Source organism: Neorhizobium sp. PAMB6716 (genome assembly GCF_058242805.1).
The window spans coordinates 1,539,699-1,566,171 of record NZ_CM177835.1 but is presented as its reverse complement, the minus strand read 5'-3'; the positions used below and the strand labels follow the sequence as shown (position 1 = coordinate 1,566,171).

Below are 26,473 nucleotides of genomic sequence, written 5' to 3'. Positions count from 1 at the left end.
CCCGGTTTTGATGACAGTCATATAAGCACGCCACGGCATTTGGGAAAGGTAACAAGACCCTCCGCTTCAACGCTGCTTCCTGAACAGGCCATGCACAGTTCGCGCAAAATCTAAGTCATGCTCCGATTGTAAGAAAACTGTCGCACGCATGATCTAAAGGCGGGCTTCCGGGAATGCCCCGTGCCCGACCGCCGGGATATTGCCGACACCTTAATGCCCGACCCGTCCGCCAGGCGACCGGTAAACCACGCATGCGTGCATCCTGTCTGCCGTCCTCCTCAGAAAGGCCCCATCATGAACTGCCGCGTTCCGTCCCTTGCCGGCCTTACCCTTTCCCTTCTCCTATCCACAGCCCTTGCCCCGGCGTTTGCCGATCCGATCGTGCTGCTGCCGGCACCAGCAGGAGTTGGTCATGCCGACAGCGCCAATCCGGCAGAAGGCGTTGCGGCCTATGTCGATAACGGTGCCAGCAATCAGCGCGGCGATGCCTGCCTTTCGACGCTGGAAACCAATGCCGGCGTGCGGCTATTGTCCGGCTTCCTTGATCTCTGGACACCCCGCACACCCTTCGTCGATGCCGATCAGGATGCGCCGGCGAAGGACGGTTGCCCCGCCATTGCCAAATCCGACTGGGACGGGCTGCCGCGCAGCGCAACCGATGGCACGATAAAGCAGCCGGACGTTCATGCCGCCAATATCGGTTACGTGATCCGGACGACGGCTGCCCATACGCCCGAAACCGATCTCGAAGCCTATCTCGATGACCGTCGCGGCAAGAGCGTCAGCATCACCGACGGGCTTGGGCCGCTCGCGGATGCCTGGCGCAAAGGCGTTCAGCAGACGACGACCATCACCGCCATGCCCGCGGATGCGACAAGCGTCAAATATGACGACAAGGGCAACAATCGCGGCGTCGGCAGCAAGGACGGCAATGCCACTATGGGCAAGGCGGTCGATCTGGTGGAGGCCGGCAGCAAGGATGGCTCCACCGAACCCGCCAAACGTTATTACAAATATGCCCGCCCCTACCGCTGGAGCGAGGATGTGCGCGTTGTGCCGGAGCTGGAGCCGGCCAAGAGCACCAAACCCGCCGGCGATGGCGGCTTTCCGAGCGGCCATACGGCCGAAGCCTGGCGCGATGCGCTTGTCATGGCCTATCTGGTGCCTGAGCGCTATCAGGAGATGGTGACACGCGCCGTGCGCATGGGCGAAAACCGCATCCGCGCCGGCATGCACCAGCCTTCCGATGTGATCGGCGGGCGCATGCAGGCAACAGCCGTCGTCGCCTATAATCTCAACCGGTCCGATTATGCCGTGTTGAAGTCGCAAGCCTATCAGCAGACCCAGGCTTTTCTGGCCAGCGAAACCGGTGCTGCAGATTTTTCCGGCCTGATGGCGCTTGCGCATTCCGCCTCGGCCGGCACGGACCGGTTTGCCGACCGCGCCGAAAATGCAGCCTTCGTTGCACCCCGCTTCACCTACGGCCTGCCGAGGATTGGCGCCGGTGATGCCGCAGCGGTTGTTCCGAAAGGCGCTGAAGTGCTGCTCGAAACCCGCCTTCCCTATCTCGATGCCGCCCAGCGCCGTGTCGTCCTCAAAAGCACGGCACTTGGCGGCGGTTATCCGATCATGAGCGATGCGGAAGGCTGGGGGCGCCTTAACCTGTTTGCCGCAGCCGACGGCTTCGGTGCCTTCGATGGCGACGTCACGGTTGCCATGGACGCCGCAAAGGGCGGCTTTAATGCCGCCGACAGCTGGAAGAACGATATCGCAGGCGGTGGCAGGCTGGTGAAGACGGGAAGCGGTGCGCTGACGCTTTCCGGCCAAAACAGCTTTTCCGGCGGCGTGATCGTGGAAGGTGGCGCGCTCGTTGCGGCTTCACCAAGCGCCTTCGGCACGGGCGATCTTTATGTCGCCGGCGGCCGGGCGGTGGTGGCGGGGCCGAAGCTTACCGTGTCCGGCAATTTCGTGATGCGCAAGGCAGGCACCCTTGAAGTCACCGTGTCCGGCAAGGAGGGCGGCCTGACGATCGGCAAGAATGCCGCAATCGAAGGGGGAGTGCTGCGGGTTAAGCTGGCTGCCGGTTACACGCCGTCTGCCGGCGACGAACTGTCCGTGATCCGTTCCGGCGCTCTCGAGGGCCGCTTTGATGACATCGTGGTCGAGGGTCACGAGACCGTACCCGTCTACGGCAAGGCCGGCCTTTCGCTGCGCATCAAGGGCTGACTGGAGGCGCGCGCCCCTTCCGACACCTTCGGCGGCTCGCACCCTGCGGGCCGCTTTTCTCATGTGTCCGCCTTATTGTCTCATCCGTCACCGTCTCCGCCGGTGCTGTGCCGGTCTCTTGGCACGATTTTCGCTCCTTTCATATTTGTGGCGGAAATGCGTCACGAACCGCTTCGGAACGAAACAGATGGTGCCAATGCGAAACGAGCGCAGCAAGGAAATCTTCAGCTATTGGGACAGCTTACGTCTCGGCGAGGCTGTTCCGACACGCACGCAGATCAATCCCGCAGCCTTGCGCCATCGTCTTTCCGATCTTTTCATCCTCGACCAGGAAGGCGGCAGCCTCAAGTTCCGGCTGGCGGGAACGCGTATCTGCGACCTGTTCGACAGAGAGTTGCGGGCAAATCCGTTCGAGGTGATCTGGGATGCCCATTCCCGCGCCGTCGCAAACCGCGCCGCAAGCCTTGCGCTGCGGACGGAACGCCCGGTTGTGATGGATCTTTCGATCGCCGGGGCTTCGTCTTATCCGGCCTTTGAGGCGCTGTTGCTGCCGCTGCGTTCTCCGCAGGGGCGCGCCGACCGGTTGCTTGCAAGCCTTTTGCCGCTCGGGCAGATACCGGCGCTTCGGCCGCTTGCGCTTGGCGCCTTCGGTGTCGATCATTGGCAGATGATCGATATGACCGCCCCTGCCGATGTTTTGCCGGCAATTGCGCCACCGGTGCGCAGCGAAAATCGGATTTTCGACCGGCTGCGGTCGATCCGACCGGTGCCGATTCCCCAGCCCTGACGCAAGGTGATAGCGTCATCCCTGGAACCATATATTAACCGCCCGGGCTGTATCGATGATGGACTTGCGACAGACGAACATGTGAAGGACGGTGATGTTCACGTTCCGGAACGCTCCAGCCCATACCCGCCCGATGCCGGTGCGCAGTTTTCAGCGTGTCTTGGTCAACATGCCCGGGCGCCTGATGCTTGCAAGCCATGACGAATATCCGTGCATGATCACCGAGATGTCGCCGGGCGATGTCGTGCTCACCTGCGTCGGTGCGCCGCTTCCGGGCGAACGGATCATCGCCTATATCGATCATCTCGGCCGCATCGAGGGCAAGGTCCTGGAACTCACCAATGACGGTTTCGTCATGTCGGTGGTGGCAACGGACCGCAAGCGCGAAAAACTTGCAGCGCAACTGACCTGGCTTGCCAACCGCCACGAACTCGGCCTGCCCGAAGACCGCCGTCATGACCGCCTGACGCCGCGCATCACCCATGCCGAACTGACCCTGGAAGACGGCAGCCGCCATGCCTGCCGCCTTGTCGACCTGTCACTGTCAGGTGCCGCCGTCGATATCGACATGCGCCCGCCGATCGGTACGCCCGTTCTACTCAACCATTTGCGCGGCCGCGTGGTGCGTCACTTCGCGGAAGGCGTGGCGGTCGAATTTTCCAGCGTCCAGACACGCGAAAGCCTGCGGACGTTTCTTTAAAAATCAGCAACCGGAAAACGACTGCCTCAACCCGCCTGCCCGGCGGGTTTTTTCGTGCAATCGGCTGCGGGAAAGCCGCACGTGTTGTCGCTCCCGTGGCGGGAGCCCCAAAAAAATTCCTGTTCCGGCACATTTTTTTCATGTCCCCTCGCGGTGCTTTTAGAGGTGAAAAACGGCGCGTTCCGGCTTGTTGCCTCTACCGGCGAACGGATCGCAAGGGTTGCCACGGCCGCCGGGACGCCTTTGGGCACACGGACGCGGGGTAGGCATTTTCCCGAAAACTCAATCACTTGTCGGATGATCGATAAAGTTTGATCCAAATGCATCTTGCCGCGTCGCTCAACGCCTTGCGACGGGGCGGCAGCCGAGCTGCGGTTTTGATTTAAACTTTAGCCAAATTCGCGCCAAGTTTGACTAAAACAAGCATCTGATTTGACTGCCGAATTTCGCGAGCGATCAAGGCGGTGGTGCGATGTTTCTCCCGACGAAGGAGAAACGCGCATGTTGTACACCAAGATCATCGGGGCCGGCCTTGCTGCCCTCTGCCTGACCTTCCTGTCCACGCAGGCCGCTTTTGCTTTTGCCGGCAGCATGCGCATCACCGGCAAGGCCAATCCCCCCATCGGTCACTATGAATTCTGTCGCACCTACCAGAGCGAATGCATCAGCCGTACCCGGGATACAGGCCCGCTGACGCTGACCGAAGACGGCTGGCGCACGATCCTTGAGGTCAACTATACCGTCAACACCGAAATCAAGCCGATGACGGACGAGGAAATCTACGGTGTCGAGGAGCGTTGGGCCTATCCCACCTCCGTTGGCGATTGCGAAGATTTTGCGCTGCTGAAGCGCAAGATGCTGATCAACCAGGGTTTTGATCCGTCCAACCTGCTGCTGACCGTGGTGTTGCAACCGAATGGCGAGGGCCATGCAGTGCTGACGGTGCGCACCGACCGTGGTGACTTCGTGCTCGACAACATGCGCAACAAGGTCATGCTCTGGTCGGAGACGGAATATACGTTCCTCAAACGTCAGGCGACCGACGATCCCGCCCGTTGGGTAAAACTCCAGGACGGTCGCGCAACGGCGGTGAGCAGCGTCAAACAGTAAGGCTGGGCGTTATGGTTTGTCTGGCGGGATCTTCGCCTCTCGCCCGTTTGCCGCATGTGCCGGTGTCTTTCCTTTGAAGCTCGCTGGCGTGTTCGCTTCAGCTTAGCTGCCTGTCCATCAGCGTTGCCGAATGTCGACGGCGCCAGCGGCTTGGTGATTCCCCGGTGATGCGGCGAAACAGCCGGGAAAAATGTGCCTGGTCCGCCATTCCGCAGGAGAGCGCGATCTGGGCCAGCGAATCATTTGAGGACACCATCATCTCCTGCGCCCGCACGACGCGACGCTGAAGCACGTAGGCATAAGGAGTGTCGTCAAAACTGTCACGGAAAGCCCGGCTGAAATGGCTGACACTGAGGCGCGCAACCGCGGCCAGATCCTCGGTCCGGATCATGGCATGCAGGTGTTCCTCGACATGGCGCACGATGCGGCGCATCTGCCAGGGCGCAAGGCCCGACCCTTGCACGGCACGTGGCTGAGGCGTGATATCATGATCGCCCGCCAGCAGCCGTCTGGCGCGGTGCAGGCAGTCGCGCGTATGCCCGACATCCTCGTCTATGCTCTCACCGGCCTCGCAGAGCAGCGTGAGAAGTTCGGCGGCCAACTGGCTCGTCCGGAAGCCCGGCTCCTGATTCTGCTGGCTGGTGGTGCTTGCAAGTTCAGACACGTGCAATCCCTCGACATTCGGTGGCAGGATTGCTGAATGCTAGGAAACGTTGCGCGAAGGGGCCAGTTAATCCCCGTAAAGTTTTGTAAAGCTAAGCTTTCGAAAGCGGGCACCCTCTCGTCAGCCCCCCGATGCTGTCAACCTCGGAGTGTCCGGCGAAGGCGGCCCGGTGGCTGTCCGATGATCTGCATGAAGTGCCGGCTGAGATGGGACTGGTCGGAAAAACCACAGGCGCTGGCAATTTCGGCCAAGGGCACATCGGTTTCTTCCACCATCTTGCGCGCCCGCTCCACGCGCCGTTCCAGAAGCCAGCGATAGGGCGTCATGCCGGTCGTCTCGCGAAAGGCGCGGATGAAATAGCTGCGCGACATGGCGCAGCTCTCGGCCACATCGCCGACGGAAATGTCCCTGTCCAGATGCGCGTCGAGAAACTCCTTGGCCCGCCGTTCCAGCCGGTGCGACAGGAGCGGCTGTCCCGCTGCGGCTCCACGTCCCCCGCCATAACGGTGGACCAGATGCGTGGCGATGGCCATGGACACCTGATCGAGAAAAAGGCCGTGCGCCTCCTCCGGCCTGTCGAGCGATGGGACGAGCGCACGCACCAGATTGGACAGCACCGGATCGTCATGTGCTGCCTTTTCGAGCAGTCCGTCGAACATGCGCGAGCGGGTTTCCTCGGCTGCCCGGCGAAGCTGCACATGGCTGACTTCAAACAGCATGAAATCGAAGGAGCCGTCAATTTCGGCGCGGTAATCCTCGCCGAAATTACGCAGGTAAAGCGAACCGGGGGAAAAGCTGTAATCTGTGCGGCTGCGTCCGTGGTAGATATTGCGCCGATGGCCGGGGGCCATGGAAACACCGATCAGAAACCCGCGATCATTGGCCGGCAGCACGACCTCGGAGACCCGATCGGAGACGACTTGCTTGCGATAAAGGTGGATCCCGTTGCGGCAGAGTTCCTGATCGCGGGCCAAAGTCTTGGATGTGCAGCCGAGGGCATCGCGCGACGATGCCTGATTGGCGACCTGACTGACCATGCCCGCTCTCCCCTCTGCAACCGTGGTTTCGGCCGGTTTATCGCCTCGGGGCACGTCGCCTGTCGACGCTGCCCGATCCCTTGTGCGGGATGCAACCGAGCCTAGTCTTGCACATATCTGCGGTGGCGGAAAGGTCAGGTTCTCGCATGACTGGAACTGTCGCTTCGCGATGCACGCCGGTGGGGTATCAGCCGAGATCGGCGAGGATCATGCGCGGCTCGCAAACCGGCACGGCATCCTTCATGCGCAAGACAGTCGCTCCTGCCTGGGTGATCACGCGGCGCGCATCCCCGCAGCGTCCCTGTTGCACCAGCATTCGCGCCGAGTTCGTCGCCGACAGGGATGGTTTCGTCGCCCGAAGGTCGAGGCAGGTAATGGGAAGCGACAGATCGAAGAACAGCCGCGAGGCGCTGCCGAACAGAGCCGTTGCCAGTTCGGGGTCGCCCTGTCGGCCGCCCGCCCAGGCGAGCGCCGACCGAACGTCCTCGATCAGCGCCGGCAAGGTGTCCGGCCGATCGTCAGCGAGGCGCTTTGCGCCGCCTTGCGTGAGAGACAGGACGCGGCGGGCATGATTGCGGCTCGCCTCGCGCCAGGCAGCATTGCCCATCGCGTGGCGAAGTCCATAATGCCGCAGGGTTTTCAAGAGACTGTAGCGGGTCTCCGTCCCGACCTGCTGGGCCATGACCAGCGATTTTTCGACAAGGGCTGTGATCGTACAGACGATCCTGTCGGTTCCCATCCTGATGGTGCCGACGACGTCTATGGCATCCTTCATGGAAAACGCCCCGTTGAAGACGCACAACCGATCAAAAACGTCCCTCTCCTCGTCGCCGAGAAGATTGAAACTCCAGTCGAGATTGGTCACCAGCGTGCGGTGCCGGGCCGGTGCGGTTCGCCGGCCGCTGACCAGCACCGAAAGACCCTGCGACAAGAGGCGGGCAAGTTCCGAAAGCGTGTGCGTTGCAAGGCGCGCGGCGGCCATTTCGATCGCAAGCGGCATCCCGTCCAACTTCAGGCAGATATGGTTGATCTGCAAAAGTTCGGCACTCGAGGGCGCAAAGTCCGGGCAGACGGCCTGCGCCCGCTCGATGAACAGGCGAACGGCCGGCGGATGCAGCAGGGACCGGGGCCCACCCTCGGCATCGCCCTGCGGCAGCCCAAGCGGCGGCACGTGCAGCACCCATTCTCCGGCAGCCCTCAAGGGCTCGCGACTTGTTGCGAGGATTACGAGGTTCGGCAGCATGCCGAGCAGGTTTTCGGCAAAGGTGGCGGCGGTGTCGATGAGGTGTTCGCAGGTATCCAGGACGATGAGCAGGTTCGAGGCACCGATCACGTCCGCAAGGTCGCGCAGGCTCCCCCGTTCCAGATCGAAAAGACCGAGCTGGCGGGCAAGCTCGGCGCGGAGTGCGCCCGCATCGGCCATGTCCGCAAGGTCGAGAAACAGCACCGGCATGTCGTGGACTGTGGCAAAGGCGGATGCTGCGGCGACCGCCAGCGTCGTCTTGCCGATGCCGCCCGGCCCGGTCAGCGTCAGCAGGCGTCGCGCCGCCAGAATATCCGTGCAACGCGTCACCATGGCCTGACGGCCGATCAGGCTTGCAACGGCAAGAGGCAACGTGCTTTTCAGCCGTTGCGGGGCGACAAGCCCATCGGTGCGGTCGAAGGCCGGAGGCACGAGCCGGTAACCGCGCCCGCTTTCATTAACGATCAGCTTGCGGTCCTCGCCATCGGACACCAGCAGCCGCCGGAGAGCCGACAGATGAACACGCAACGCCGTTTCATCCACATGCTGATTCGGCCACACCCGTGCCAGCAATTCCTGCTTGGAGACGAGATGGCCGGGTTTTTCCGAAAGCACCAGCAGGATTTCCAGCGCCCGCGCACCAACCTTGACCGGTTCACCCTCGCAATAAAGCGTCCGCTCCTGAACGGAGAGGGTAAAACGCTCTGACAGCACCACCTTGGCAAGTGGATCTTGGTTCATCGGCGACAATCCCCGGCGCATGGCATCTCGAAAATGCCTGAAGACCTGAGACTAAATCAGGTCGCGCATGAGCTATAGGAGAAAAGTATCCTGAATTGGACGATCTGGACCATCATTTGACAGAGGGCAGCCCGCAAGGCACGGCCGTTAGCCGAGGACGGGCGCCGCTGAAAGACGGTCAATGAAGGCTGTGGCGCTCGGCCAGAAGCTGGATGCAGAGTGCCGCCAGGATATGCTGAAGTGCGGGCGAGGCCGTATCATCATGTCCGGACAGGAAAGGCAGAAGGGCAAGCCCGAGCTTATAGAGCACCATGTCAGGGCTGTTGCGGCGTGGCCTCGGCAAGATCCGCAACTGCGGAAAGCGGTCGGCGATTTCATCCACGAGCGAAAACGGCACAACCAGCCCTATTCCATCCAGCTCCGTGGAAAGACGGATTGCCGCTCCTTCGGAGAGATCCACCAGACAAATACTGCCCTCGTCATATCGTTTTGGAGACAGTGCCTCACCGTTGCGCAGAAGATCGCAGTGCGTCACCGGACGCAGATAGATCATGGCGAAATAGGCAGGCCGTGGCTCCAGTTCCAGAACAGCGCCGGGGCTATCGTCATGGGCATGGCGGATATGCCATGCGCAGATGGCGCCTGCCTGGAACGGCTCAACCTTTACATGAGGAAACTGGTCCAGGCGCAGCAGCTTCTCGGCCTCGTGGTGTGGTCCTGCCGCCATGTCATGCTCCTTTTGCGCCTCGGGAGGCTCCGCGCCACACTTATTCGCCTGTTCGAATATTGGCAATGCATACGCGGACAAGAGCGCCGGGGGGCAGTCGGCACCTGGCCGGATTGGACAAGAATAATCGGAATGGGCAAATTGGCCCGGCTTTTTCGGCTTCGACGGCGTGTTAACCGCCGGCGGTTGCCACCCCTGCCGCGTTGAGCGTCTGGCGAAGGGTTGCAATGAAGACGCGCACTTTTGGCAAAACAAGCTGGTGCGTCGGATAGACCGCCCAGATGTTGATCTCTTCCGGGCTGGCATCGGCAAGTGGGATTTTTACCAGCCGTCCGGCGGCGACATCCTCATCGACATACCAGTTGGAGAGAAGCGCCACGCCGCCGCCGGCAAGACTTGCGGCATGGCAGCCGGCAATGCTGCTGCAGGACAGCCGTGCGGCGAGCCGCACATGGCGTTCCCCGTGCGCGGAGGAAAAGGTCCAGTGCGTGGCACTTCCCAAGGCCAGACAATCATGGCCGGCGAGATCCTCGATACGCTCCGGCAATCCGCGCGTGGCGATATAGTCAGGGCTTGCCACCAGCGTGCGCGGGTTGTCGGCAAGCTTTTGCGCGATCAGACTGCTATCGCGCAGCCTTGCGATGCGGATGGCGAGATCCGTGCCGCTCGCCACGAGATCCGGCAGGCTGTCATTAAGATCGACCGCCATGCGCAGATCAGGATTTTCCTGCAGAAGTTTTGGCAGGAAGGGCATGATGAATTTCAGCCCGAAGGAAATCGGCACCGAAACCCGCAAGAGGCCGGCGGCTCCCAGCGTTTCCGCGCGCAGCTGCGCCATGGCTTCCGCCTCGTTATCGACCAGAGCCCGCGCAAAAGGCAGGAACGTTTCGCCCTCCGGCGTTAGTGACAGTGAGCGCGTGGTGCGGTGAAGCAGCCGCACGCCAAGCGAGGCCTCCAGGGCCGCAAGCCGCCGGCTGGCGATCATCGGCGTCAGGCCAAGCAGCCTTGCAGCACCGGCCAGGCTGCCGGCAGTGACGGCGGCGGAAAAGACCTGCACGTCTGCGGTATCCATTCTATCGGTTTCCGTTATGCAGCCAGATCATGTTCGGTGACTAAATCATGATCCGCAAGAAAGGTATAGAGGAACATCACAACAAAGCCAGAAAGGCGACGATCATGGAGACCACCGCACCGCACACGCACACGGCCCATTCACCGGCAATACATAAGGGCCTCGGCACCGCGCCGCTTCTTGCCATGGCGGTCGCAAGCGGCATCGCGGTTGCCAATATCTACTATAACCAGCCGATGCTCGGCCTGATCGAAGCGGACTTCCCGCAGGAAACAGTGACCGCGCTGATCCCGACGGCAACGCAGCTCGGTTATGCGCTCGGCCTGTTTTTTCTTCTGCCGCTGGGCGATATCGTCCACCGGAAAAGGCTGATCATCGTGCAATTCCTGGTGCTGGCAGTGGCTCTGGCGCTGACGGCGCTTGCCCCCAGCGGCTGGTTGCTGGCGCTTGCCTCGCTTGGCGTCGGGGCCAGTGCAACAGTTGCCCAGCAGATCGTTCCTTTCGCTGCCTCGCTCGCAAGCCCGGAAAAGCGCGGCTCCACTATCGGCACCGTCATGGCAGGCGTCCTCTCCGGCATTCTCTTCAGCCGCACGCTCTCAGGTTTTGTCGGCGCCCATGCCGGCTGGCGGGACATGTTCTGGATCGGCGTGCCGCTGGCGCTGGCCGGTGCCGGTCTGATGGCAATCGCGCTGCCGCATCATCGCCCAGCCTCGCGCATGGCCTATCCGGCTGCGATCCGTTCGCTTGCCCATCTGTGGCGGCGTTATCCCGCCCTTCGCACCGCAGCGCTGATGCAGGCCACGCTGTTTGCCTCGTTTACCGCCTTTTGGACGGTGCTGGCGCTTTATCTCGCGACGCCCCGCTTTGATCTCGGCGCCGATGTTGCGGGCTTGTTCGGCATCGTCGGTGCAGCCGGCATCTTTGCCGCGCCGCTTGCCGGCCGCATAGCAGACCGGCATGGCCCGCATTTCGTGGTGTGGCTTGGTGCCCTGCTGACGCTTGCGGCCTGGATCATCTTTGGGCTCTGGGCCTCGCTTGTGGCGCTGATCATCGGCGTGATCGTGCTCGACTTCGGCATCCAGAGTGCGCTCATCTCCAACCAGCATACCGTTTATGCGCTGGACCCCGATGCCCGCAGCCGGTTGAACACGGTGTTCATGACACTGATGTTCCTCGGTGGTGCCGCCGGTGCAGCGTTTGCCACCTTTGCCTGGGCCCATGCCGGTTGGACCGGCGTCAGCGCACTTGGCGCAGTCCTTGCCGTGATGGCGCTTGCCATTCGCACTGTTGGCCTGGGCAAGCGCACCTGATGGCAGGGGCCGGGGAGGACGATAGCCGCCTCCCCGGCCCAACATAGGCTTGCACAACATCAAAAAGTCGAAACGTCCAAATCATGCCGCAACGTGCAAGAACCGGACGGGCGGGCGGACCATAACGGACGGGCATTCTTTTCCGGACCCCGTTCATTTCGAGAGGCCATCCATGTCCGTCACCGCGACCCCGACCCCCGGCGCAAAACTTCTGACGCCGAGCGACCACACGTTGATCATGATCGATTTCCAGTCGCAGATGTCATTTGCGACCAAGAGCATCGATGCCGTCAACCTGCGCAACAATGCAGCCCTCATCTCCAACGGCGCCAAGGGTTTTGGCGTTTCCACCATCCTGACGACCGTTGCCGAAAAGAGCTTTTCCGGCCCGATGTTTTCCGAGATCACAGAAGCTTTCCCCGGCCAGCCGCTGTTTGACCGGACTTCGATGAACACCTGGGAAGACGCGGCCGTGATCGGCGAAGTCAACCGCATCGGCAAGAGCCGCGTCGTGCTCGCCGGCCTCTGGACGGGCGTCTGCATCGTCGGTCCGGCTTTGTCGGCCATCGACCAGGGTTTTGAAGTCTTCGTCATTGCCGATGCCTGCGGCGACGTTTCCACGGAAGCCCATGACCGCGCCATGGACCGCATGGTGCAGGCCGGCGCGCAGCCGATGACCTCGCTGCAATATCTGCTCGAACTGCAGCGCGACTGGGCCCGCACGGAAACCTACGAGATGACGACCGGCGTGGCCAAAAAATTCGGCGGTTCCTACGGCCTCGGCATCATCTACGCCAAATCGATGTTCGGCGCCTCCGAAAGCCACTGAGACCAGACCGGCAACGCCCCTCCTTTCGATGAAGAGGGGCGCTGCGACCCATTCCCGCTTTTGTGATCCGAAGAGGTTCGCATGTCTCAGAAATCCGCTATCCGGCCTTCCGTTGTTCTCGTGCATGGTGCCTGGGGAGATGGCTCCACCTGGCGGCGGGTGATCCCGCTCCTGATGCAGGAGGGCCTATCCGTTCATGCCGTGCAGAACCCGACGACATCGCTTGCCGATGACGTGAAGGCGGTCGCGCATGTCCTTGAGGTCGTCGAGGGGCCTGTTGTGCTCGTCGGCCATAGCTGGGGCGGCACTGTCATCACGCAGGCCGGCAATGATCCGAAGGTGGCAGCGCTGGTTTACGTCGCAGCGTTTGCGCCGAAAGCGGGCCAATCGACCGGCGATCAGGTGGGCGAATACCCTGCCCCGCCCGGCCTTTCCGAAATTTCGCCCGACAGCCGCGGCAGCTACTGGATGAGCCGCAAGGGCTGGGAGACCTGCGTGGCCCAGGACCTGCCGGAGGTGGAGGCCGATACGCTGTTTGCCTCGCAACCGCCGCTCGGTCCCACGACATTCACCGACAAGGTGACGCGCGCTGCCTGGGCGGACCTGCCCAACTGGTGCGTCATCTCGAAAGCTGACAGAGCCGTGAGCGTCGAGTTGCAGCGTGATCTGGCAAAGGCCCTTGATGCCCGCACGACCGAACTCGAGGCGAGCCACATGTCGCCTCTTTCGCAACCCCATGCCGTCGCCAGGGTCATCCTGGACGCCGTTGCAGAGATCTCTGCGACAAACGGGGCCGCCGGCGACCCGCATTCCGGAATAATCTCATGAAAATCTACCTGATGTCGCTCGCGGCAGGGATCCTGGTCGGGATCGTCTACAGCCTGCTCAATGTCCGTTCTCCCGCCCCGCCCATCGTGGCGCTGATCGGCCTCCTCGGCATTCTCGTCGGGGAACAGGTTCTGCCGCTGGTGCGCACCGTCTGGAAACGGGAGCCGGCCGCCCTCTCCTGGCTGCATGAGGTGAAGCCTCACATGTTCGGCCATCTGCCGAGGGGCAGCCGACCCGTAGCGCCGGCCCTCGACACAGTGACAAAGGCCAGGTCAGAAGAAGCCAGGTCCAAGGCCGGAGACGCCTGATGCCGACCCGGAGACGTTTTCTCAGTGCCGCCTCAAGTCTTGCCTTTCCGCAATTCCTGCGCCCGGCATCGGCCGCCAATGGCCCTTTATCTGGAGATAATCCCATGACCGCAGATCTCATCCTGCACCACGGACTGATCACCACGCTCGACCGCACCAATCCGACAGCCTCTGCCGTTGCCATCAAGGATGGTCGTTTTCTGGCTGTCGGCGGTGACCGGGAGATCATGGCGCTTGCCGGCCCGGATACGAAGATCGTGGATCTCAAGGGAAAACGTGTCCTGCCGGGCCTTATCGACAACCATACCCACGTCGTGCGCGGTGGTCTCAACTTCAACATGGAGCTGCGCTGGGACGGCGTGCGCTCGCTCGCCGATGCCATGGATATGTTGAAGCGCCAAGTGGCGATCACGCCACCGCCGCAATGGGTGCGCGTCGTCGGCGGCTTCACCGAACATCAGTTCGCCGAAAAGCGCCTGCCGACCATTGACGAGATCAATGCGATTGCGCCGGATACGCCGGTTTTCCTGCTGCATCTCTATGACCGGGCGCTGCTGAATGGGGCAGCCTTGCGCGCCGTCGGGTATACGCGCGACACGCCAAATCCGCCCGGCGGCGAAATCACGCGCGATGCCAATGGCAATCCGACGGGCCTTCTGCTCGCCCGCCCGAATGCCGGCATTCTCTATTCGACGCTCGCAAAAGGTCCAAAACTTCCCTTCGACTATCAGGTGAATTCGACCCGCCATTTCATGCGCGAACTGAACCGGCTGGGGATCACCGGTGTCATCGATGCCGGTGGCGGTTTCCAGAATTATCCGGATGATTATGCCGTCATCCAGCAGCTCTCCGACGAGGGCAACATGACGGTGCGGCTCGCCTATAATCTCTTCACGCAAAAGCCGAAACAGGAGAAGGAAGACTTCCTCAACTGGACGGCGAACGTCAAATACAAGCAGGGCGACGACTATTTCCGCCACAACGGCGCTGGCGAAATGCTGGTGTTTTCCGCCGCCGATTTCGAGGATTTTCGCCAGCCGCGCCCGGACATGCCACCGGAGATGGAAGGTGAGCTGGAAGGCGTGGTGCGGGTTCTCGCCGAAAACCGCTGGCCCTGGCGCCTGCACGCCACCTATGACGAGACGATTTCGCGCGCGCTCGATGTCTTCGAGCGAGTAAACCAGGATATACCGCTGGAAGGCCTCAACTGGTTTTTCGATCATGCCGAGACGATTTCCGACCAGTCGATCGACCGGATCGCAGCGCTCGGCGGCGGCATCGCGGTCCAGCATCGCATGGCCTTCCAGGGCGAATATTTCGTCGAACGTTATGGCCACGGTGCTGCCGAAGCCACGCCGCCGATTGCAAAGATGCTGGAAAAGGGCGTGCATGTGTCCGCCGGCACGGATGCCACCCGCGTCGCCTCCTATAACCCCTGGGTGTCGCTTGCCTGGATGATCACCGGCAAGACACTGGGCGGCATGCAGCTTTATCCGCGCGCCAATTGCCTCGATCGCGATACGGCGCTGCGCATGTGGACGGAAAACGTCACCTGGTTTTCCAACGAGGAAGGAAAGAAGGGCCGTATCGAAAAAGGCCAATTCGCGGACCTCATCGTTCCCGACAAGGACTTTTTCGCCTGCGCCGAAGACGAGATTTCGTTTCTCACCTCCGAACTGACCATGGTCGGGGGCAGAATCGTGTATGGCGCCGGCGATTTTGCGAAATTCGATGAAAACAAGGTTCCGCCCGCCATGCCGGATTGGTCTCCGGTACGTGCCTTCGGCGGTTATGCCGCCTGGGGCGAACCTCAGGGCGCCGGCAAGAACTCGCTGCGCCGCATGGCGATGGCAAGCTGCGGCTGCGCCAATGATTGCAACGTTCATGGCCATGATCATGCGGGCGCCTGGTCGTCAAAGCTTCCGATTGCCGATCTGAAGGGCTTTTTCGGCGCCCTCGGTTGCGCCTGCTGGGCGGTGTGAGGACATCATGACACACATTTCTCACACCACGCAGAAGCCGGCTTCCCCCGCCGTCACCGCTGGCCGGATCATCCGGTTTCTCGCTCTTCTTGCGCTGTGCTCGGCCTATATCCAGGGGCCACTCACCAAGATCTTCGATTTTGAAGGCGCGCTCGCCGAGATGGTGCATTTCGGGCTTCTGCCCGCGCCGCTGTTTGCGGTTGGCGTCATTGTCTTTGAGCTTGCCATGTCGGCCCTCATCCTCACCGGTTTCCATCGTCGGCTCGGTGCCCTGGCACTTGCAGCCTTCACCCTTGCCGCCACCTCCATTGCCCTGCGTTTCTGGGAGATGGCGCCGGGCATGGAACGGATGATGGCGATGAACGCCTTCTTCGAACATCTCGGGCTTTCCGGCGCCTTTGTTTATGTCGCGCTCACCCAGACATCGCAGCCCTCGTCCTCCTCCTGATGCCAGATGGAGGCGGAAAAGTTCAACGCCGATATGCTCGCCTGATTTCCTCACCCGTCATCGATCCCGGCCCGAGCAGCCGGGATCTCTCATTCCCCGCAGATGGAGGTTGCCATGTCATCGGCTCCAAACGAAAAGGATGCGACCGGCGCATTCGCAGCCCTTGGCCAGAGCGTGTTTGCCGTGCTCTGGATGGCGACGATCCTTGGCAATACCGGCACGTTCATCCGGGATGTCGCCAGTTCCTGGCTGGTCACGGATCTCTCGGCCGCCCCCGCAGCGGTCGCCACGATCCAGGCGGCGGGCACCCTGCCCTTTTTTCTGCTCGCCATTCCCGCGGGTGTCCTCTCCGATATTTTTGATCGGCGCAAGCTGCTGATCGGGGTGCAGATCCTGCTCGCCTGCGTCAGCCTCACCCTGATGACGCTGGCAAGCCTTGATCTCCTGACCGTGGAAGCGCTGATCGGGCTGACCTTCCTCGGCGGCATCGGAGCTGCCCTCGCTGCCCCCGCCTGGCAGGCGGTGGTGCCGGAACTTGTGCCGCGCGAGGTGTTGAAAAGTGCGGTGGCGCTCAATTCGCTCGGCATCAACATCGCCCGTGCCATCGGTCCGGCGCTCGGCGGGTTGCTGCTTGCCGGCTTTGGTGCAGCCGTCACCTATGGCGCCGACGTTGCCAGTTATGTCATCGTCATCTCCGCATTGGTGTGGTGGAAAAGGCCGCGTGGCGAGGCGGACCTCTTGAAGGAAAATTTTGCCGGTGCCTTTCGGGCCGGCCTTCGTTATGCCCGCGCCAGCCATGAATTGCATATCGTGCTTCTGCGCGCCGCCGTCTTCTTCGGTTTTGCCAGCGCCGTCTGGGCCCTGCTGCCGCTCGTCGCGCGCAATCTTCTGGGCGGCAGCGCCGGTTATTACGGCTTTCTGCTCGGTGCCATCGGCCTTGGCGCGATCGCCGGCGCCTTCCTGTTGCCAGCTTTGCGCCGGCGGCTGGATGCCGACGGGCTCATCCTGTTTTCCGCCGTGATAACCGCGGTCGTGATGACGATCCTTGCCCTGCGGCCGCCGGAAGCGATGGCACCCGTTGCGCTTCTGTTTCTCGGCATGGCCTGGATCTTGGCGCTGACCACATTGAATGGCGTGGCCCAATCCATCCTGCCCAACTGGGTGCGCGGGCGGGCGCTTGCCATCTATCTGACGGTGTTCAACGGCGCGATGGCCGCCGGCAGTCTCGGCTGGGGTGTGGTGGCTGAAGCCGCCGGTATCCCGCAGACCCTGCTGATTGCTGCCGCCGGGCTTCTTGTGGCAGGTGTTGTGATGCACCGGGTCAAGCTGCCGCGCGGGGAAGCCGATCTGGTGGCATCCAATCACTGGCCCGAACCGCTGCAGGCAGAACCCGTTGCCCATGACCGTGGGCCGGTGCTGATCACCATCGAATACCGCATCGATCCGGCCCGCCGGACGGCCTTTCTTCATGCGCTGTCAAATCTTTCGCGCGAGCGCCAGAAGGACGGCGCCTATAACTGGGGCGTAACGGAGGATTCGTCCGACCCGGCAACCGTGCTTGAATGGTTCTTCGTGGAATCCTGGGCCGAACATCTTCGCCAGCACAAGCGCGTCTCGAAAGCCGACGCCGATCTGCAGGCTGCCACACGGGCCTTCCATGAGGGCGAACAGGGACCGGTCGTGCGCCACTTCATCGCTTTGGATCACCACAAGCGCCACTGAACGAGAGCCAGAGACAGGCAGGCGCGACCTGCTCTTGCCTGCCGGCCCATCAAGGGCCGGGGCGCTTTCCGGCGCACGCCGCCCTCCCCGCTGATCCGTCGATCAAAACCGGCCTTGGCGGGATCCGGCATCTCATGCCGCACATCCTCCCGGTATTTGTTAGCAGATCATCACATTGATGCCGTGATTTCCCCTTTTGTCGGGGGCCAGGGGACGGCCACAACCATGGTCGATAAAACACGCGCGAAAATCCTAAACGCCCGTTCATCATAAACCTCTTGGTAACGCTAGTCCCTTAAAGTCTCGTGAACGGATGCTGTGGGGGCGCGCCCGGAAATGACAACCGAAATGCAGTGAGTGAGTGCAGCCGTGCTGAATAACGTCAACACAACGTCCTTCCCGAAGGATGGTGCCTCGATTTTCAACAAGGTCGTTGGTTTTATCTTTATTATATCTGCGGTGCTGGCGTTTGGGCTTCAGCCGGCTGCCGCGAACCCGAAATATGCAGGCATCGTGGTCGATGCCAAGACCGGCAAGGTGCTTTATAGCGAAGATCCCGATTCGCTGCGTTATCCTGCGTCGCTCACCAAGATGATGACGCTTTACCTGACGTTTGAAGCGCTGGAGGCCGGTCGTCTCTCGCTGGATTCGAAAGTCACGGTATCGGCCCATGCTGCCTCCGAACCTCCGTCCAAGCTCGGCGTGCGCGCTGGCGGTTCGGTCACGGTCGAGCAGGCAATCCTTGCTCTCGTCACCCGTTCCGCAAACGATATTGCAACCGCCCTTGGCGAGCAGCTCGGTGGCTCGGAAGCCCGCTTTGCCCAGATGATGACCAGCAAGGCCCGGGCGCTCGGCATGACCCGCACGACCTATCGCAACGCCAACGGCCTGCCGAACACGGCGCAGATGACGACGGCCCGCGATCAGGCCCGTCTCGGCATCGCGCTTCGCCAGCACTTTCCGCAGTATTACGGTTATTTTTCCACCCGCGTGTTTAAGTTCGGCAACCAGACCATCGGCAACCATAACCGCCTCGTCGGCAACGTGCCTGGCGTAGATGGCATCAAGACGGGTTATACCCGCGCTGCCGGTTTTAACCTGACGACCTCTGCCCAGCTTAATGGCCGCTCGATCGTCGGCGTCGTTCTCGGCGGCTCCAGCACGCCGTGGCGCGATGCGCAGATGCGCAAGCTCGTCGCGACTTATCTGCCAAAAGCCTCGCAGGGCGGCAACAGCAACCTGATTGCCCAGACCCGCAGCGTTGCGCCGCCCGCCGAATCGTCCGTTCCGGTTCCTGTGCGCACCGCCCGTTCGCCGGCCGTTGCTGCTGCCACCGAAACGGTCGCATCGCTCGACCTGCCGAATGCAGGGCCGATGCCATCAGGTCGTCTGGACGAGAAGATGCCGGGTGCCTCTGCCTATGCAGCAGAACCGAAGTCCCGCAGTGCCGCCGAGGCTGTGACCGTTGCGATGACCCGGACACCCGTCACGGCATTGCCGGCAGCTGCTGCAACCGGCTATGCCCCACAGGCTGCTGCCCGTGATGAGAGCCCGGCGGAAACAGACTCTGTCACAACCGCCTCCACCCGTCCGTCGGTCAGCAAGAACACGCCGGAAGGCTGGGTCGTTCAGATCGGTGTGTCGCCGGATCGCGACCGGGCAATGGATCTGCTCGAGACGGCCAAGGGCAAGGCTGGCCCGGCACTTCGTTCGGCAAAGCCGTTCGCCGTGGCCGTCAGCGCCAATGGCAGCCAGATCTATCGCGCCCGCTTCGGCGGCTTCGATGATCAGAAGTCCGCCGTGAATGCCTGCAATGCTCTGAAGAAGAAGGGCGTCCAGTGCTGGGCGTCGCTGCAATAAAACCATGTGTCGGGCCGGTTTCACCGGCCCCGCACTGCGGGTGAACCCGCAACCACACCCTCGATTGTATTTGCGTTACGAGGTCGTTATGGCGATGAATGAGAATAACATCGAATTCCATCTGCCCCAGGGCAGCAAGGGAAAGCTGATGCAGGGTGCCCTTCACCCGCTGCATGAGGCCGCAATGCGGCTGGCAAGCATCGGCATCACCAAACCGAAAGAGCGCACGCGTGATCTCGTCGGCCTGCTGCTGTGCCACGGCGCCCGTGCCTGGCGCCATTCGCAGCCGGAAGCGCAGATCCATCTGCACGTCTCTTCACGGTCCGGACACGCACCGGTTCACATCAAGCTGCGTTGATTGCTTTGAACAATGAGAGCCCGTCCACTGCCCTTTCCAGGGGCTTGGGCGGGCTCTTTGCATGTGAAGAGGTTTTTCCGGGTCGTTCGGCAGGGGCCAGGCGAAGCCTGTCAGAGAAGGCCGAGTTCGGTCAGTTCGCGCCGAAGATCTTCCGGCATGGCGGCGACATCGTCGCCAAGGGCGCCGAGATCGCGCGGCACATCCTCCGGCTTGAGGTATCTCCAGCCCTGGAAGGGTCGCTTCGGTTGCGGCGCGGTCTCGATCACCTCGGGGGCCAGAACGAGGTTGCAACGTGAAATGCCATCGCCGCCGGTAAAGGTCTCGATATCGAGAAGCGTCTGGCGCGCCAGCACCTGCCCCTTGATCACCCAGTAGAGAGAACCGCCGTCCAGCAATTCGTCGAGGCGCTTGGGCACCATGCGGGTGGTGTGGGTGCTGTGCGGCTGAAGACCGGCCGCCATGGCCGACAGCGCCCGCTCAGTGACCCACTCGCGCAGGTCCTGAATTGATTCTGCGCCGACGCAGAGCTTGATGAGATGAAGTGCCATGGCCTGCTTCAAAACCGTTCCGGCCGCGCCGTCAAGAGGCTTGAGACGCAGTGCGGAATGTTCAGCGGTTGCGCGTCAACATTCGACAACGTTGACAGCAAGACCGCCGGTCGAGGTTTCCTTGTATTTTTCACTCATGTCATAGCCGGTCTGGCGCATGGTTTCGATGGCGGCATCCAGCGGCACGAAATGCGAGCCGTCACCCTTGAGGGCAAGCGAGGCAGCAGTGACGGCCTTGACGGCGCCCAGCGCATTGCGCTCGATGCAGGGCACCTGCACCAAGCCGGCAATTGGGTCGCAGGTCATGCCGAGATGGTGCTCGAGAGCGATTTCGGCGGCATTCTCGATCTGCTCGGGCGAACCGTCCATGACGGCGGCAAGTCCGGCCGCTGCCATGGCAGCGGCAGACCCCACCTCGCCCTGACAGCCGACTTCGGCACCGGAAATAGAGGCATTGTGCTTGATGATGCCGCCGATGGCGGCCGCCGTCAGCAGGAAGGTGCGGATATCCTCGGTGGTTGCCGCCTCATGGAAATGCAGGAAATAGCGGATCGTCGCCGGAATGACGCCGGCAGCGCCATTGGTCGGGGCGGTTACGACGCGCCCGCCGCCGGCATTTTCCTCGTTGACGGCCATGGCGTAAACCGACAGCCAGTCATTGGCGAGAAGCGGGTTCAGGTGGTTGCTGCGCCATTCGGCGTTCAGCTTGTCGTGGATGGATTTCGCCCGCCGCTTCACCTTGAGGCCCCCCGGCATGATGCCGTCCACCTTGAGGCCGCGGTCGATACAGGTGCTCATGGCCGTCCAGATGCGGTCAAGACCGGCATCCAGTTCCTCACCAGTCATCCTGGTCAGTTCGTTGGCGCGCTTCATCTGGGCGATGCTGAGGCCGGAGCCGCGCGCCATCTCCAGCATCTGCTTTGCAGAGGCAAACGGGTATGGCACCTTGTCGGCTGACGCCGTTTTTGTGCCGCGCATGGCCTCGAGTTCCGTATCGGTCACCACGAAACCGCCGCCGATGGAATAATAGATGCGCTTCAAGAGCAGCCGGTCGTGCTTGTCGAAGGCGGAAAAGCTCATGCCATTGGCATGGCCCGCAAGCGGCTGCTTGCGATCGAAGACGAGATCCGTTTCCGGTTTGAACTGGTAGGCCGGATGGCCGGCGGGTGTTACGCGTCCGGTGCGATCCACGTCCGCCAGAATGTCGTCCATGCGGTCCGGATCGACGCTGTCGGGGGCTTCTCCCATCAATCCGAGGATCACCGCCCTGCCCGTGCCATGGCCGATGCCGGTATAGGCCAGCGATCCATGCAGGCTGACTTTCAGACTTGCAACCGCCGTGCCTGCCGGGCGTGGCCACTCATCCGAGAGCAGCAGGTCCAGAAACCGGTTGGCAGCCGACATCGGTCCCATCGTGTGGGAACTGGAGGGGCCGACGCCGATCTTGAACACATCGAATACGGAGAGGAACATGAACTCTTAGACCCTTCAGGCTTGCTTCGTCATCCAGAGCGCAGCCTAACCTTCGCCATGGCACCATTGCGGCGGCGGGCCGACACGCAATGGAACGGATGCGACAACAAGCCTCACACGAAGGAGTGCGTGTTGTCCATCAGGGATGGGACGAAGGGGAGAGCAGTTCGATCAGATGCTTCCGAAGATATAGGCAAGCGCGAGGATGCCGGCAAAACCTGCAAGAGCCTTGAGTGTCACGCCCCAGCAGGACTTCTGAACGCTGTCTTCCATAAATGCTCCATTGCGGACACGAGGGTCGTGTGCGCGTCAAACGCTTAACTGTATATTAATGACATTTACATTTCGCAACTGCAAAAAACGCATGGCTCATAGGTTGTGAACGCCTTGGCGGCTTCATCCACCGGATTGTTGAGGGCGTCCCTTCAAGATGATTTGAGTGGACCGTTTGCCTTGCCCGAACGGACGCCGCCTCTGCCAAAGCCGTTTCGGTGAGCGTCGTTTCAAAAACCGTTTCGAATTTCGTGCCGATGCTGTAGCGATGCTCAACACGACCGGATTCGCGAATGGACAGCCGATGACAACGCTCGATTATGTCGCCCTCGCTCTTTTTGCAATCCTCTGGTTCACCTATTCGAGGCTTACCAGCGGCGAACCGGTGCTGTCGCGCCGCAGCCTCAACCAGGTGATGGCCGACCGGCGCCGTCAGTGGATCTACAATTCGCTGAAACGTGACCTGAAGATGATCGACACGCAGATCATGGCCGGCCTGCAGAACGGCACGGCCTTTTTCGCCTCCACCTCGATCTTTGCCATCGGCGGCTGTTTTGCGCTTCTCGGCGCCACCGACCGGGTGGATGTGGTGTTTCGCGATCTCGCCTTCGTCGAATATTCCGGACGTGCCGCCTTCGAGGCGAAGGTCGTCGGCCTGACGGCGCTGTTTGCCTATTCCTTCTTCAAGTTCGGCTGGTCCTATCGCCTGTTCAACTATTGCACCATTCTGTTTGGCGCGCTTCCGATGACGCATGAGGCCAATGCCAATCCGGCAGAGGCGGAGCGCGCCGCCGACCAGGTGATCCGCATGAACGTCATAGCTGCCCGCCACTTCAATGCCGGCCTCAGAACGATTTTTCTGTCGATCGGCTATCTCGGTTGGTTCATCGGGCCCTATATGTTCATGGCATCGACGCTTTTCGTCATTTTTGTCCTGCTGCGCCGGCAGTTTTTCTCAGAAGCGCGACGGGCGATCATGGATCGTTAGGCGGTGTGACAAACGACCCCGGCAGGCCGGCGTCTGCCGTTGCATTTCATGTCATATCGGGAAGGCCGGGCCGGTTTTCCCGGATCAACGTCCCAAGGATTCCGCTTGTCCTCCACCACTGCCTTTGATGCCGATGCCTCCCACACGCCCCCCGGTGGCCCGCTCCGGGCGCCGCGCATCCCGCTCATCGATACGCTGCGCGGCGTGGCCCTCATCGCCATGGCCTCCTACCACTTCACCTGGGATCTGGAATTTTTCGGCTATCTCGATGCTGGAACGGCAACGCAGGGGGCGTGGAAAATTTATGCGCGGCTGATCGCCACCTCGTTCCTGATGCTGGTCGGGCTCAGCCTCATTCTGGCGCACGGTCAGGGCATCCGCTGGCCGTCGTTTCGCAAGCGGCTGGCGCTGGTTGCCGGTGCTGCCGCCGTCATCAGCATCGCCACGCGCTTTGCCATGCCGCCGGAATGGATCTTCTTCGGCATCCTGCACAATATCGCGCTGTCCAGCCTTCTGGCGCTGGCCTTCCTGAGAGTACCCCCGCTGTTGACCGGGCTTGTCGCGCTCGGCCTTTTTGTCGCCATGGTGCTCGACACCTGGATCATGCCGGGCATCTTCAGTTTTTCAGTGTTTGATACGCGGCTGCTCGCCTGGACCGGTTTTGCCGAGACCATTCCGCGCTCGAATGATTTCGTGCCACTGTTTCCCTGGTTTGTCGCGGTGCTCGCCGGTGTTTCGATCGGCGGGCTGCTGCGCGATCATGGCGGACTTGCGCGGCTTGCCGCATGGCAGCAGCGCCCGAACCTGCTGACAAAAACCGGCCGTCACAGCCTTGCCTTCTATCTCATTCACCAGCCGGTGCTGATCGGCCTCGTCTACCTGGTATCGCTGATCTATCCGGCGCCGACGGCCGATCCGCTGACGAGCTATACGCAAAGCTGCGCGCGCTCTTGCGTTGCCGAGGGCAATGAAGCAGGCATGTGCGAGCGGTTCTGCGGCTGCACAGCCGACAAGCTCGTGGAGCAATCGCTGTTCATGCCGATGCAGCGCGGAGATCTCGATCCGGTGACGGATCCGGGAATTCAGGCCATCGCTCAGGAATGTACGATCAGCAGTCGCTGATCAGGTGCCGACACCGATTTCGGCAAGCCGCGTCAGGCAGGCTTCCTCGACATTGTCGAGTTCGTTCAGCGTGTCGTCGATATCCTTGCGCTTCTGGCGAAGCTCGTCGCGCTTTTCGTCGATGCGCTTCATCAGCAGCTTCAACTGGCCAAGCTCGCCCGGAGGCTCGCGGTAGACCTGGATGATTTCGCGGATCTCGGCAATGGTAAAGCCGATGCGGCGGCCACGCAGGATTTCCTGGATCAGCCGGCGGTCGGCCATGCGAAACAGCCGGGTGCGGCCGCGCCGCTCCGGGTGGATCAGCCCTTCATCCTCATAAAAACGCAAGGTCCGGGTTGAGACCCCGAATTCCCGCGTCAGTTCCGTGATGGTATAATATTTGTTCACGCCGGCATCCTGTCTGGTTAAGGCAGGATAATTGACTTTTACGTAACAGTCAATTTTCAGGGGCAAATCGATCACGGACCGGTGAGGTCATGCCGCACGTGCTGTGGTCCTTACTTGATGGCAAACCACCAGGTGGCCAGGCCGAGAAACGAGAAAAACCCGGTCACGTCGGTCACTGTCGTCACGAAAACCGCTGACGATACGGCGGGATCGGCGCCGATCTTGTCGAGCAGCAACGGGATCATGATGCCAGCCAATGCGGCGGCCATCATGTTGATCAGCATGGCCGTGGCGATGATGCCGCCGATATTGGGATCTTGAAACCAGAGACCTGCGGCAAGGCCGATCAGGATGCCGAAGATCACGCCGTTCACCAGTCCGACGCCCGCCTCGCGTCGCACCACCCGCCAGGCGTTGTAGATATCGAGATTGCGGGTGGCGAGCGCCCGCACCGTCACCGTCATGGTCTGCGATCCGGCATTGCCGCCCATGCCGGCAACGATCGGCATCAGCACGGCAAGTGCCACGATTTGCTCGATGGTTGCCTCAAACAGCGAGATGACGGAAGCGGCAAGGAGCGCCGTCAGCAGATTGACGAGAAGCCAGGGCACGCGCGAGCGCGAAATCTCCGGAATGGTGTCGGACAGTTCTTCGTCGCCGACGCCGCCGAGGCGCATGATGTCCTCTTCCGCCTCTTCCTGGATAACGTCCACGACATCATCGATGGTGAGGACGCCGACGAGGCGGCCGTTTTCGTCCACGACAGCGGCCGAGATAAGATCGTATTGTTCGAAAAGCTGGGCGGCCTCCTCCTGGTCCATGTCGGCCGGGATCGGATAGTTCGTCTCGCGCATCACCTGCTCGATCTTCACCTGCCGTTTGGTACGCAGGATGCGGTCGAGATCGACCATGCCGAGCAGCTTGAATGTGGGGTCAATGACGAAGATCTGGGTAAAACTTTCCGGCAGATCCTCTTCGTCGCGCATGTAATCGATGGTCTGGCCGACGGTCCAGAACGGCGGCACCGCGACGAATTCCGTCTGCATGCGTCGCCCGGCCGAGCTTTCCGGATAATCCAGCGCGCGCCGCAACCGCACCCGTTCGGTAAACGGCAGCTGCGCCAGGATCTCTTCCCGGTCTTCCTTGTCGAGGTCTTCCAGAATGTAGACGGCATCGTCGGAATCAAGATCGCCGATGGCAGCTGCAATCTGCGCATTCGGCATCTGGTCGACGATTTCAAGGCGGATGGCTTCATCCACCTCGGTGAGCGCCGTCAGGTCGAAATCGTCGCCGAGCAGGCGCACCATCGCCATGCGCTGGTCGGGCAGGATCGATTCGAGCAGGTCGCCCAGTTCTGATTCGTGAAGGCTTGCCACTTTCTGGCGCAGGAACAGCAGGTCGCGGTCAGCAATCGCGGCACCGACCATGGCAAGGAAGTCGGCCCGGATCGAGCCGTTATCCGCGTAGATGTCATCATCGCGCTCGTCGGCATGAGGGCGAACGCGGTCCTCGTCGATATCAGTCATGCCGCGCCCTCGCCTTGCCTCTGCTTTGCCGCCATCCGCTTGCCGTCGATGGCTGCGATCCGCAGAATGGCCTTGAAAAACCGATTGTCAACAATTGGATACGGCGTTTTGACCGGGATCGGCCGCGCCTTGTGAAAACACCGGAGCCGATCTGTTTCCTATACCGGTTCCGGTTTACAAAGGCATACGAAACCCGTCTGACAG

Annotated in this window: 24 protein-coding genes; 15 read left to right on the top strand and 9 right to left on the bottom strand. The window is 61.6% G+C overall.

The window, feature by feature from the left end; translation table 11 throughout:
- The first annotated feature begins 294 nt into the window (after positions 1-294).
- The 4 genes from AC4CWH_RS07520 to AC4CWH_RS07505 all read left to right on the top strand — a co-directional run bounded on the left by AC4CWH_RS07520 (position 295) and on the right by AC4CWH_RS07505 (position 4,823).
- Positions 295-2,226: an acid phosphatase gene (locus AC4CWH_RS07520; protein WP_491321045.1), complete on the top strand. Its 1,932-nt coding sequence runs from the start codon at positions 295-297 to the stop codon at positions 2,224-2,226.
- A gap of 187 nt (positions 2,227-2,413) precedes the next feature.
- Positions 2,414-3,013, top strand: a complete 600-nt coding sequence (locus tag AC4CWH_RS07515; RefSeq protein ID WP_491321044.1) for a PAS domain-containing protein — start codon at positions 2,414-2,416, stop codon at positions 3,011-3,013.
- A 94-nt stretch (positions 3,014-3,107) separates the two neighbouring features.
- Positions 3,108-3,713, top strand: a complete 606-nt coding sequence (locus AC4CWH_RS07510; protein ID WP_491321043.1) for a PilZ domain-containing protein — start codon at positions 3,108-3,110, stop codon at positions 3,711-3,713.
- A gap of 501 nt (positions 3,714-4,214) precedes the next feature.
- Entirely contained in the window at positions 4,215-4,823 is a 609-nt protein-coding gene (locus AC4CWH_RS07505; RefSeq protein WP_491321042.1) for a transglutaminase-like cysteine peptidase, read from the top strand.
- A gap of 97 nt (positions 4,824-4,920) precedes the next feature.
- On the opposite strand, the gene AC4CWH_RS07500 is transcribed toward AC4CWH_RS07505, so the two are convergent.
- The 5 genes from AC4CWH_RS07500 to AC4CWH_RS07480 form a co-directional block, all read right to left on the bottom strand.
- Positions 4,921-5,487: a helix-turn-helix domain-containing protein gene (locus AC4CWH_RS07500; protein ID WP_491321041.1), complete on the bottom strand. Its 567-nt coding sequence runs from the start codon at positions 5,485-5,487 to the stop codon at positions 4,921-4,923.
- A gap of 137 nt (positions 5,488-5,624) precedes the next feature.
- Positions 5,625-6,524, bottom strand: coding sequence for a helix-turn-helix domain-containing protein (locus AC4CWH_RS07495; RefSeq protein WP_491321040.1), 900 nt, complete (start codon positions 6,522-6,524; stop codon positions 5,625-5,627).
- A gap of 187 nt (positions 6,525-6,711) precedes the next feature.
- Positions 6,712-8,508, bottom strand: a complete 1,797-nt coding sequence (locus AC4CWH_RS07490) for an ATP-binding protein (RefSeq protein ID WP_491321039.1) — start codon at positions 8,506-8,508, stop codon at positions 6,712-6,714.
- Between the two features lie 178 nt (positions 8,509-8,686).
- Entirely contained in the window at positions 8,687-9,235 is a 549-nt protein-coding gene (locus AC4CWH_RS07485; protein WP_491321038.1) for a hypothetical protein, read from the bottom strand.
- A gap of 172 nt (positions 9,236-9,407) precedes the next feature.
- Entirely contained in the window at positions 9,408-10,307 is a 900-nt protein-coding gene (locus tag AC4CWH_RS07480) for a LysR family transcriptional regulator (protein ID WP_491321037.1), read from the bottom strand.
- Positions 10,308-10,492: 185 nt separating this feature from the next.
- Between AC4CWH_RS07480 and AC4CWH_RS07475 the strand changes: the two genes are divergently transcribed.
- The 9 genes from AC4CWH_RS07475 to AC4CWH_RS07435 all read left to right on the top strand — a co-directional run bounded on the left by AC4CWH_RS07475 (position 10,493) and on the right by AC4CWH_RS07435 (position 19,952).
- Positions 10,493-11,617 carry an MFS transporter gene (locus AC4CWH_RS07475; RefSeq protein WP_491321381.1) on the top strand — a complete coding sequence of 375 codons (1,125 nt, stop codon included), beginning with the start codon at positions 10,493-10,495 and terminating at the stop codon, positions 11,615-11,617.
- Positions 11,618-11,789: 172 nt separating this feature from the next.
- Positions 11,790-12,446 carry a hydrolase gene (locus AC4CWH_RS07470; RefSeq protein ID WP_491321036.1) on the top strand — a complete coding sequence of 219 codons (657 nt, stop codon included), beginning with the start codon at positions 11,790-11,792 and terminating at the stop codon, positions 12,444-12,446.
- A gap of 81 nt (positions 12,447-12,527) precedes the next feature.
- On the top strand, positions 12,528-13,274 hold the full coding sequence (locus AC4CWH_RS07465) for an alpha/beta fold hydrolase (RefSeq protein ID WP_491321035.1): 747 nt from the start codon (positions 12,528-12,530) through the stop codon (positions 13,272-13,274).
- Positions 13,271-13,582 carry a XapX domain-containing protein gene (locus tag AC4CWH_RS07460; RefSeq protein WP_491321034.1) on the top strand — a complete coding sequence of 104 codons (312 nt, stop codon included), beginning with the start codon at positions 13,271-13,273 and terminating at the stop codon, positions 13,580-13,582. The genes AC4CWH_RS07465 and AC4CWH_RS07460 overlap by 4 nt, the downstream gene beginning before the upstream one ends.
- Positions 13,582-15,564 (top strand): amidohydrolase, encoded by a 1,983-nt coding sequence (locus AC4CWH_RS07455; protein WP_491321033.1) that lies wholly within the window; start codon positions 13,582-13,584, stop codon positions 15,562-15,564. The genes AC4CWH_RS07460 and AC4CWH_RS07455 overlap by 1 nt, the downstream gene beginning before the upstream one ends.
- 7 nt (positions 15,565-15,571) lie before the next feature.
- Positions 15,572-16,012, top strand: a complete 441-nt coding sequence (locus AC4CWH_RS07450; RefSeq protein ID WP_491321032.1) for a DoxX family protein — start codon at positions 15,572-15,574, stop codon at positions 16,010-16,012.
- Positions 16,013-16,126: 114 nt separating this feature from the next.
- The gene (locus tag AC4CWH_RS07445) at positions 16,127-17,734 is read left to right on the top strand and encodes an MFS transporter (protein ID WP_491321031.1); all 1,608 of its coding nucleotides are present in this window, start codon (positions 16,127-16,129) and stop codon (positions 17,732-17,734) included.
- Between the two features lie 417 nt (positions 17,735-18,151).
- Positions 18,152-19,594 (top strand): serine hydrolase, encoded by a 1,443-nt coding sequence (locus tag AC4CWH_RS07440; RefSeq protein ID WP_491321380.1) that lies wholly within the window; start codon positions 18,152-18,154, stop codon positions 19,592-19,594.
- Between the two features lie 88 nt (positions 19,595-19,682).
- Positions 19,683-19,952: a hypothetical protein gene (locus AC4CWH_RS07435; RefSeq protein ID WP_491321030.1), complete on the top strand. Its 270-nt coding sequence runs from the start codon at positions 19,683-19,685 to the stop codon at positions 19,950-19,952.
- Between the two features lie 110 nt (positions 19,953-20,062).
- Here the strand turns inward: AC4CWH_RS07435 and AC4CWH_RS07430 are convergent, their stop codons facing one another.
- Together AC4CWH_RS07430 and AC4CWH_RS07425 are read right to left on the bottom strand one after the other, a co-directional pair.
- On the bottom strand, positions 20,063-20,500 hold the full coding sequence (locus AC4CWH_RS07430; RefSeq protein WP_491281502.1) for a DUF1489 family protein: 438 nt from the start codon (positions 20,498-20,500) through the stop codon (positions 20,063-20,065).
- Positions 20,501-20,575: 75 nt separating this feature from the next.
- Entirely contained in the window at positions 20,576-21,973 is a 1,398-nt protein-coding gene (locus AC4CWH_RS07425; protein WP_491321029.1) for an L-serine ammonia-lyase, read from the bottom strand.
- 577 nt (positions 21,974-22,550) lie between these two features.
- Here AC4CWH_RS07425 and AC4CWH_RS07420 point away from each other — a divergent pair.
- Both AC4CWH_RS07420 and AC4CWH_RS07415 read left to right on the top strand, forming a co-directional pair.
- Positions 22,551-23,234: a DUF599 domain-containing protein gene (locus AC4CWH_RS07420; protein WP_491281500.1), complete on the top strand. Its 684-nt coding sequence runs from the start codon at positions 22,551-22,553 to the stop codon at positions 23,232-23,234.
- A 105-nt stretch (positions 23,235-23,339) separates the two neighbouring features.
- The gene (locus AC4CWH_RS07415) at positions 23,340-24,356 is read left to right on the top strand and encodes an acetyltransferase domain-containing protein (protein ID WP_491321028.1); all 1,017 of its coding nucleotides are present in this window, start codon (positions 23,340-23,342) and stop codon (positions 24,354-24,356) included.
- Here the strand turns inward: AC4CWH_RS07415 and AC4CWH_RS07410 are convergent, their stop codons facing one another.
- Positions 24,357-24,743, bottom strand: coding sequence for a MerR family transcriptional regulator (locus AC4CWH_RS07410; protein WP_210105039.1), 387 nt, complete (start codon positions 24,741-24,743; stop codon positions 24,357-24,359). It abuts the gene before it with no gap.
- A gap of 110 nt (positions 24,744-24,853) precedes the next feature.
- Positions 24,854-26,269 (bottom strand): magnesium transporter, encoded by a 1,416-nt coding sequence (gene mgtE / locus AC4CWH_RS07405; protein WP_491321027.1) that lies wholly within the window; start codon positions 26,267-26,269, stop codon positions 24,854-24,856.
- Between the last annotated feature and the right edge of the window lie 204 nt (positions 26,270-26,473).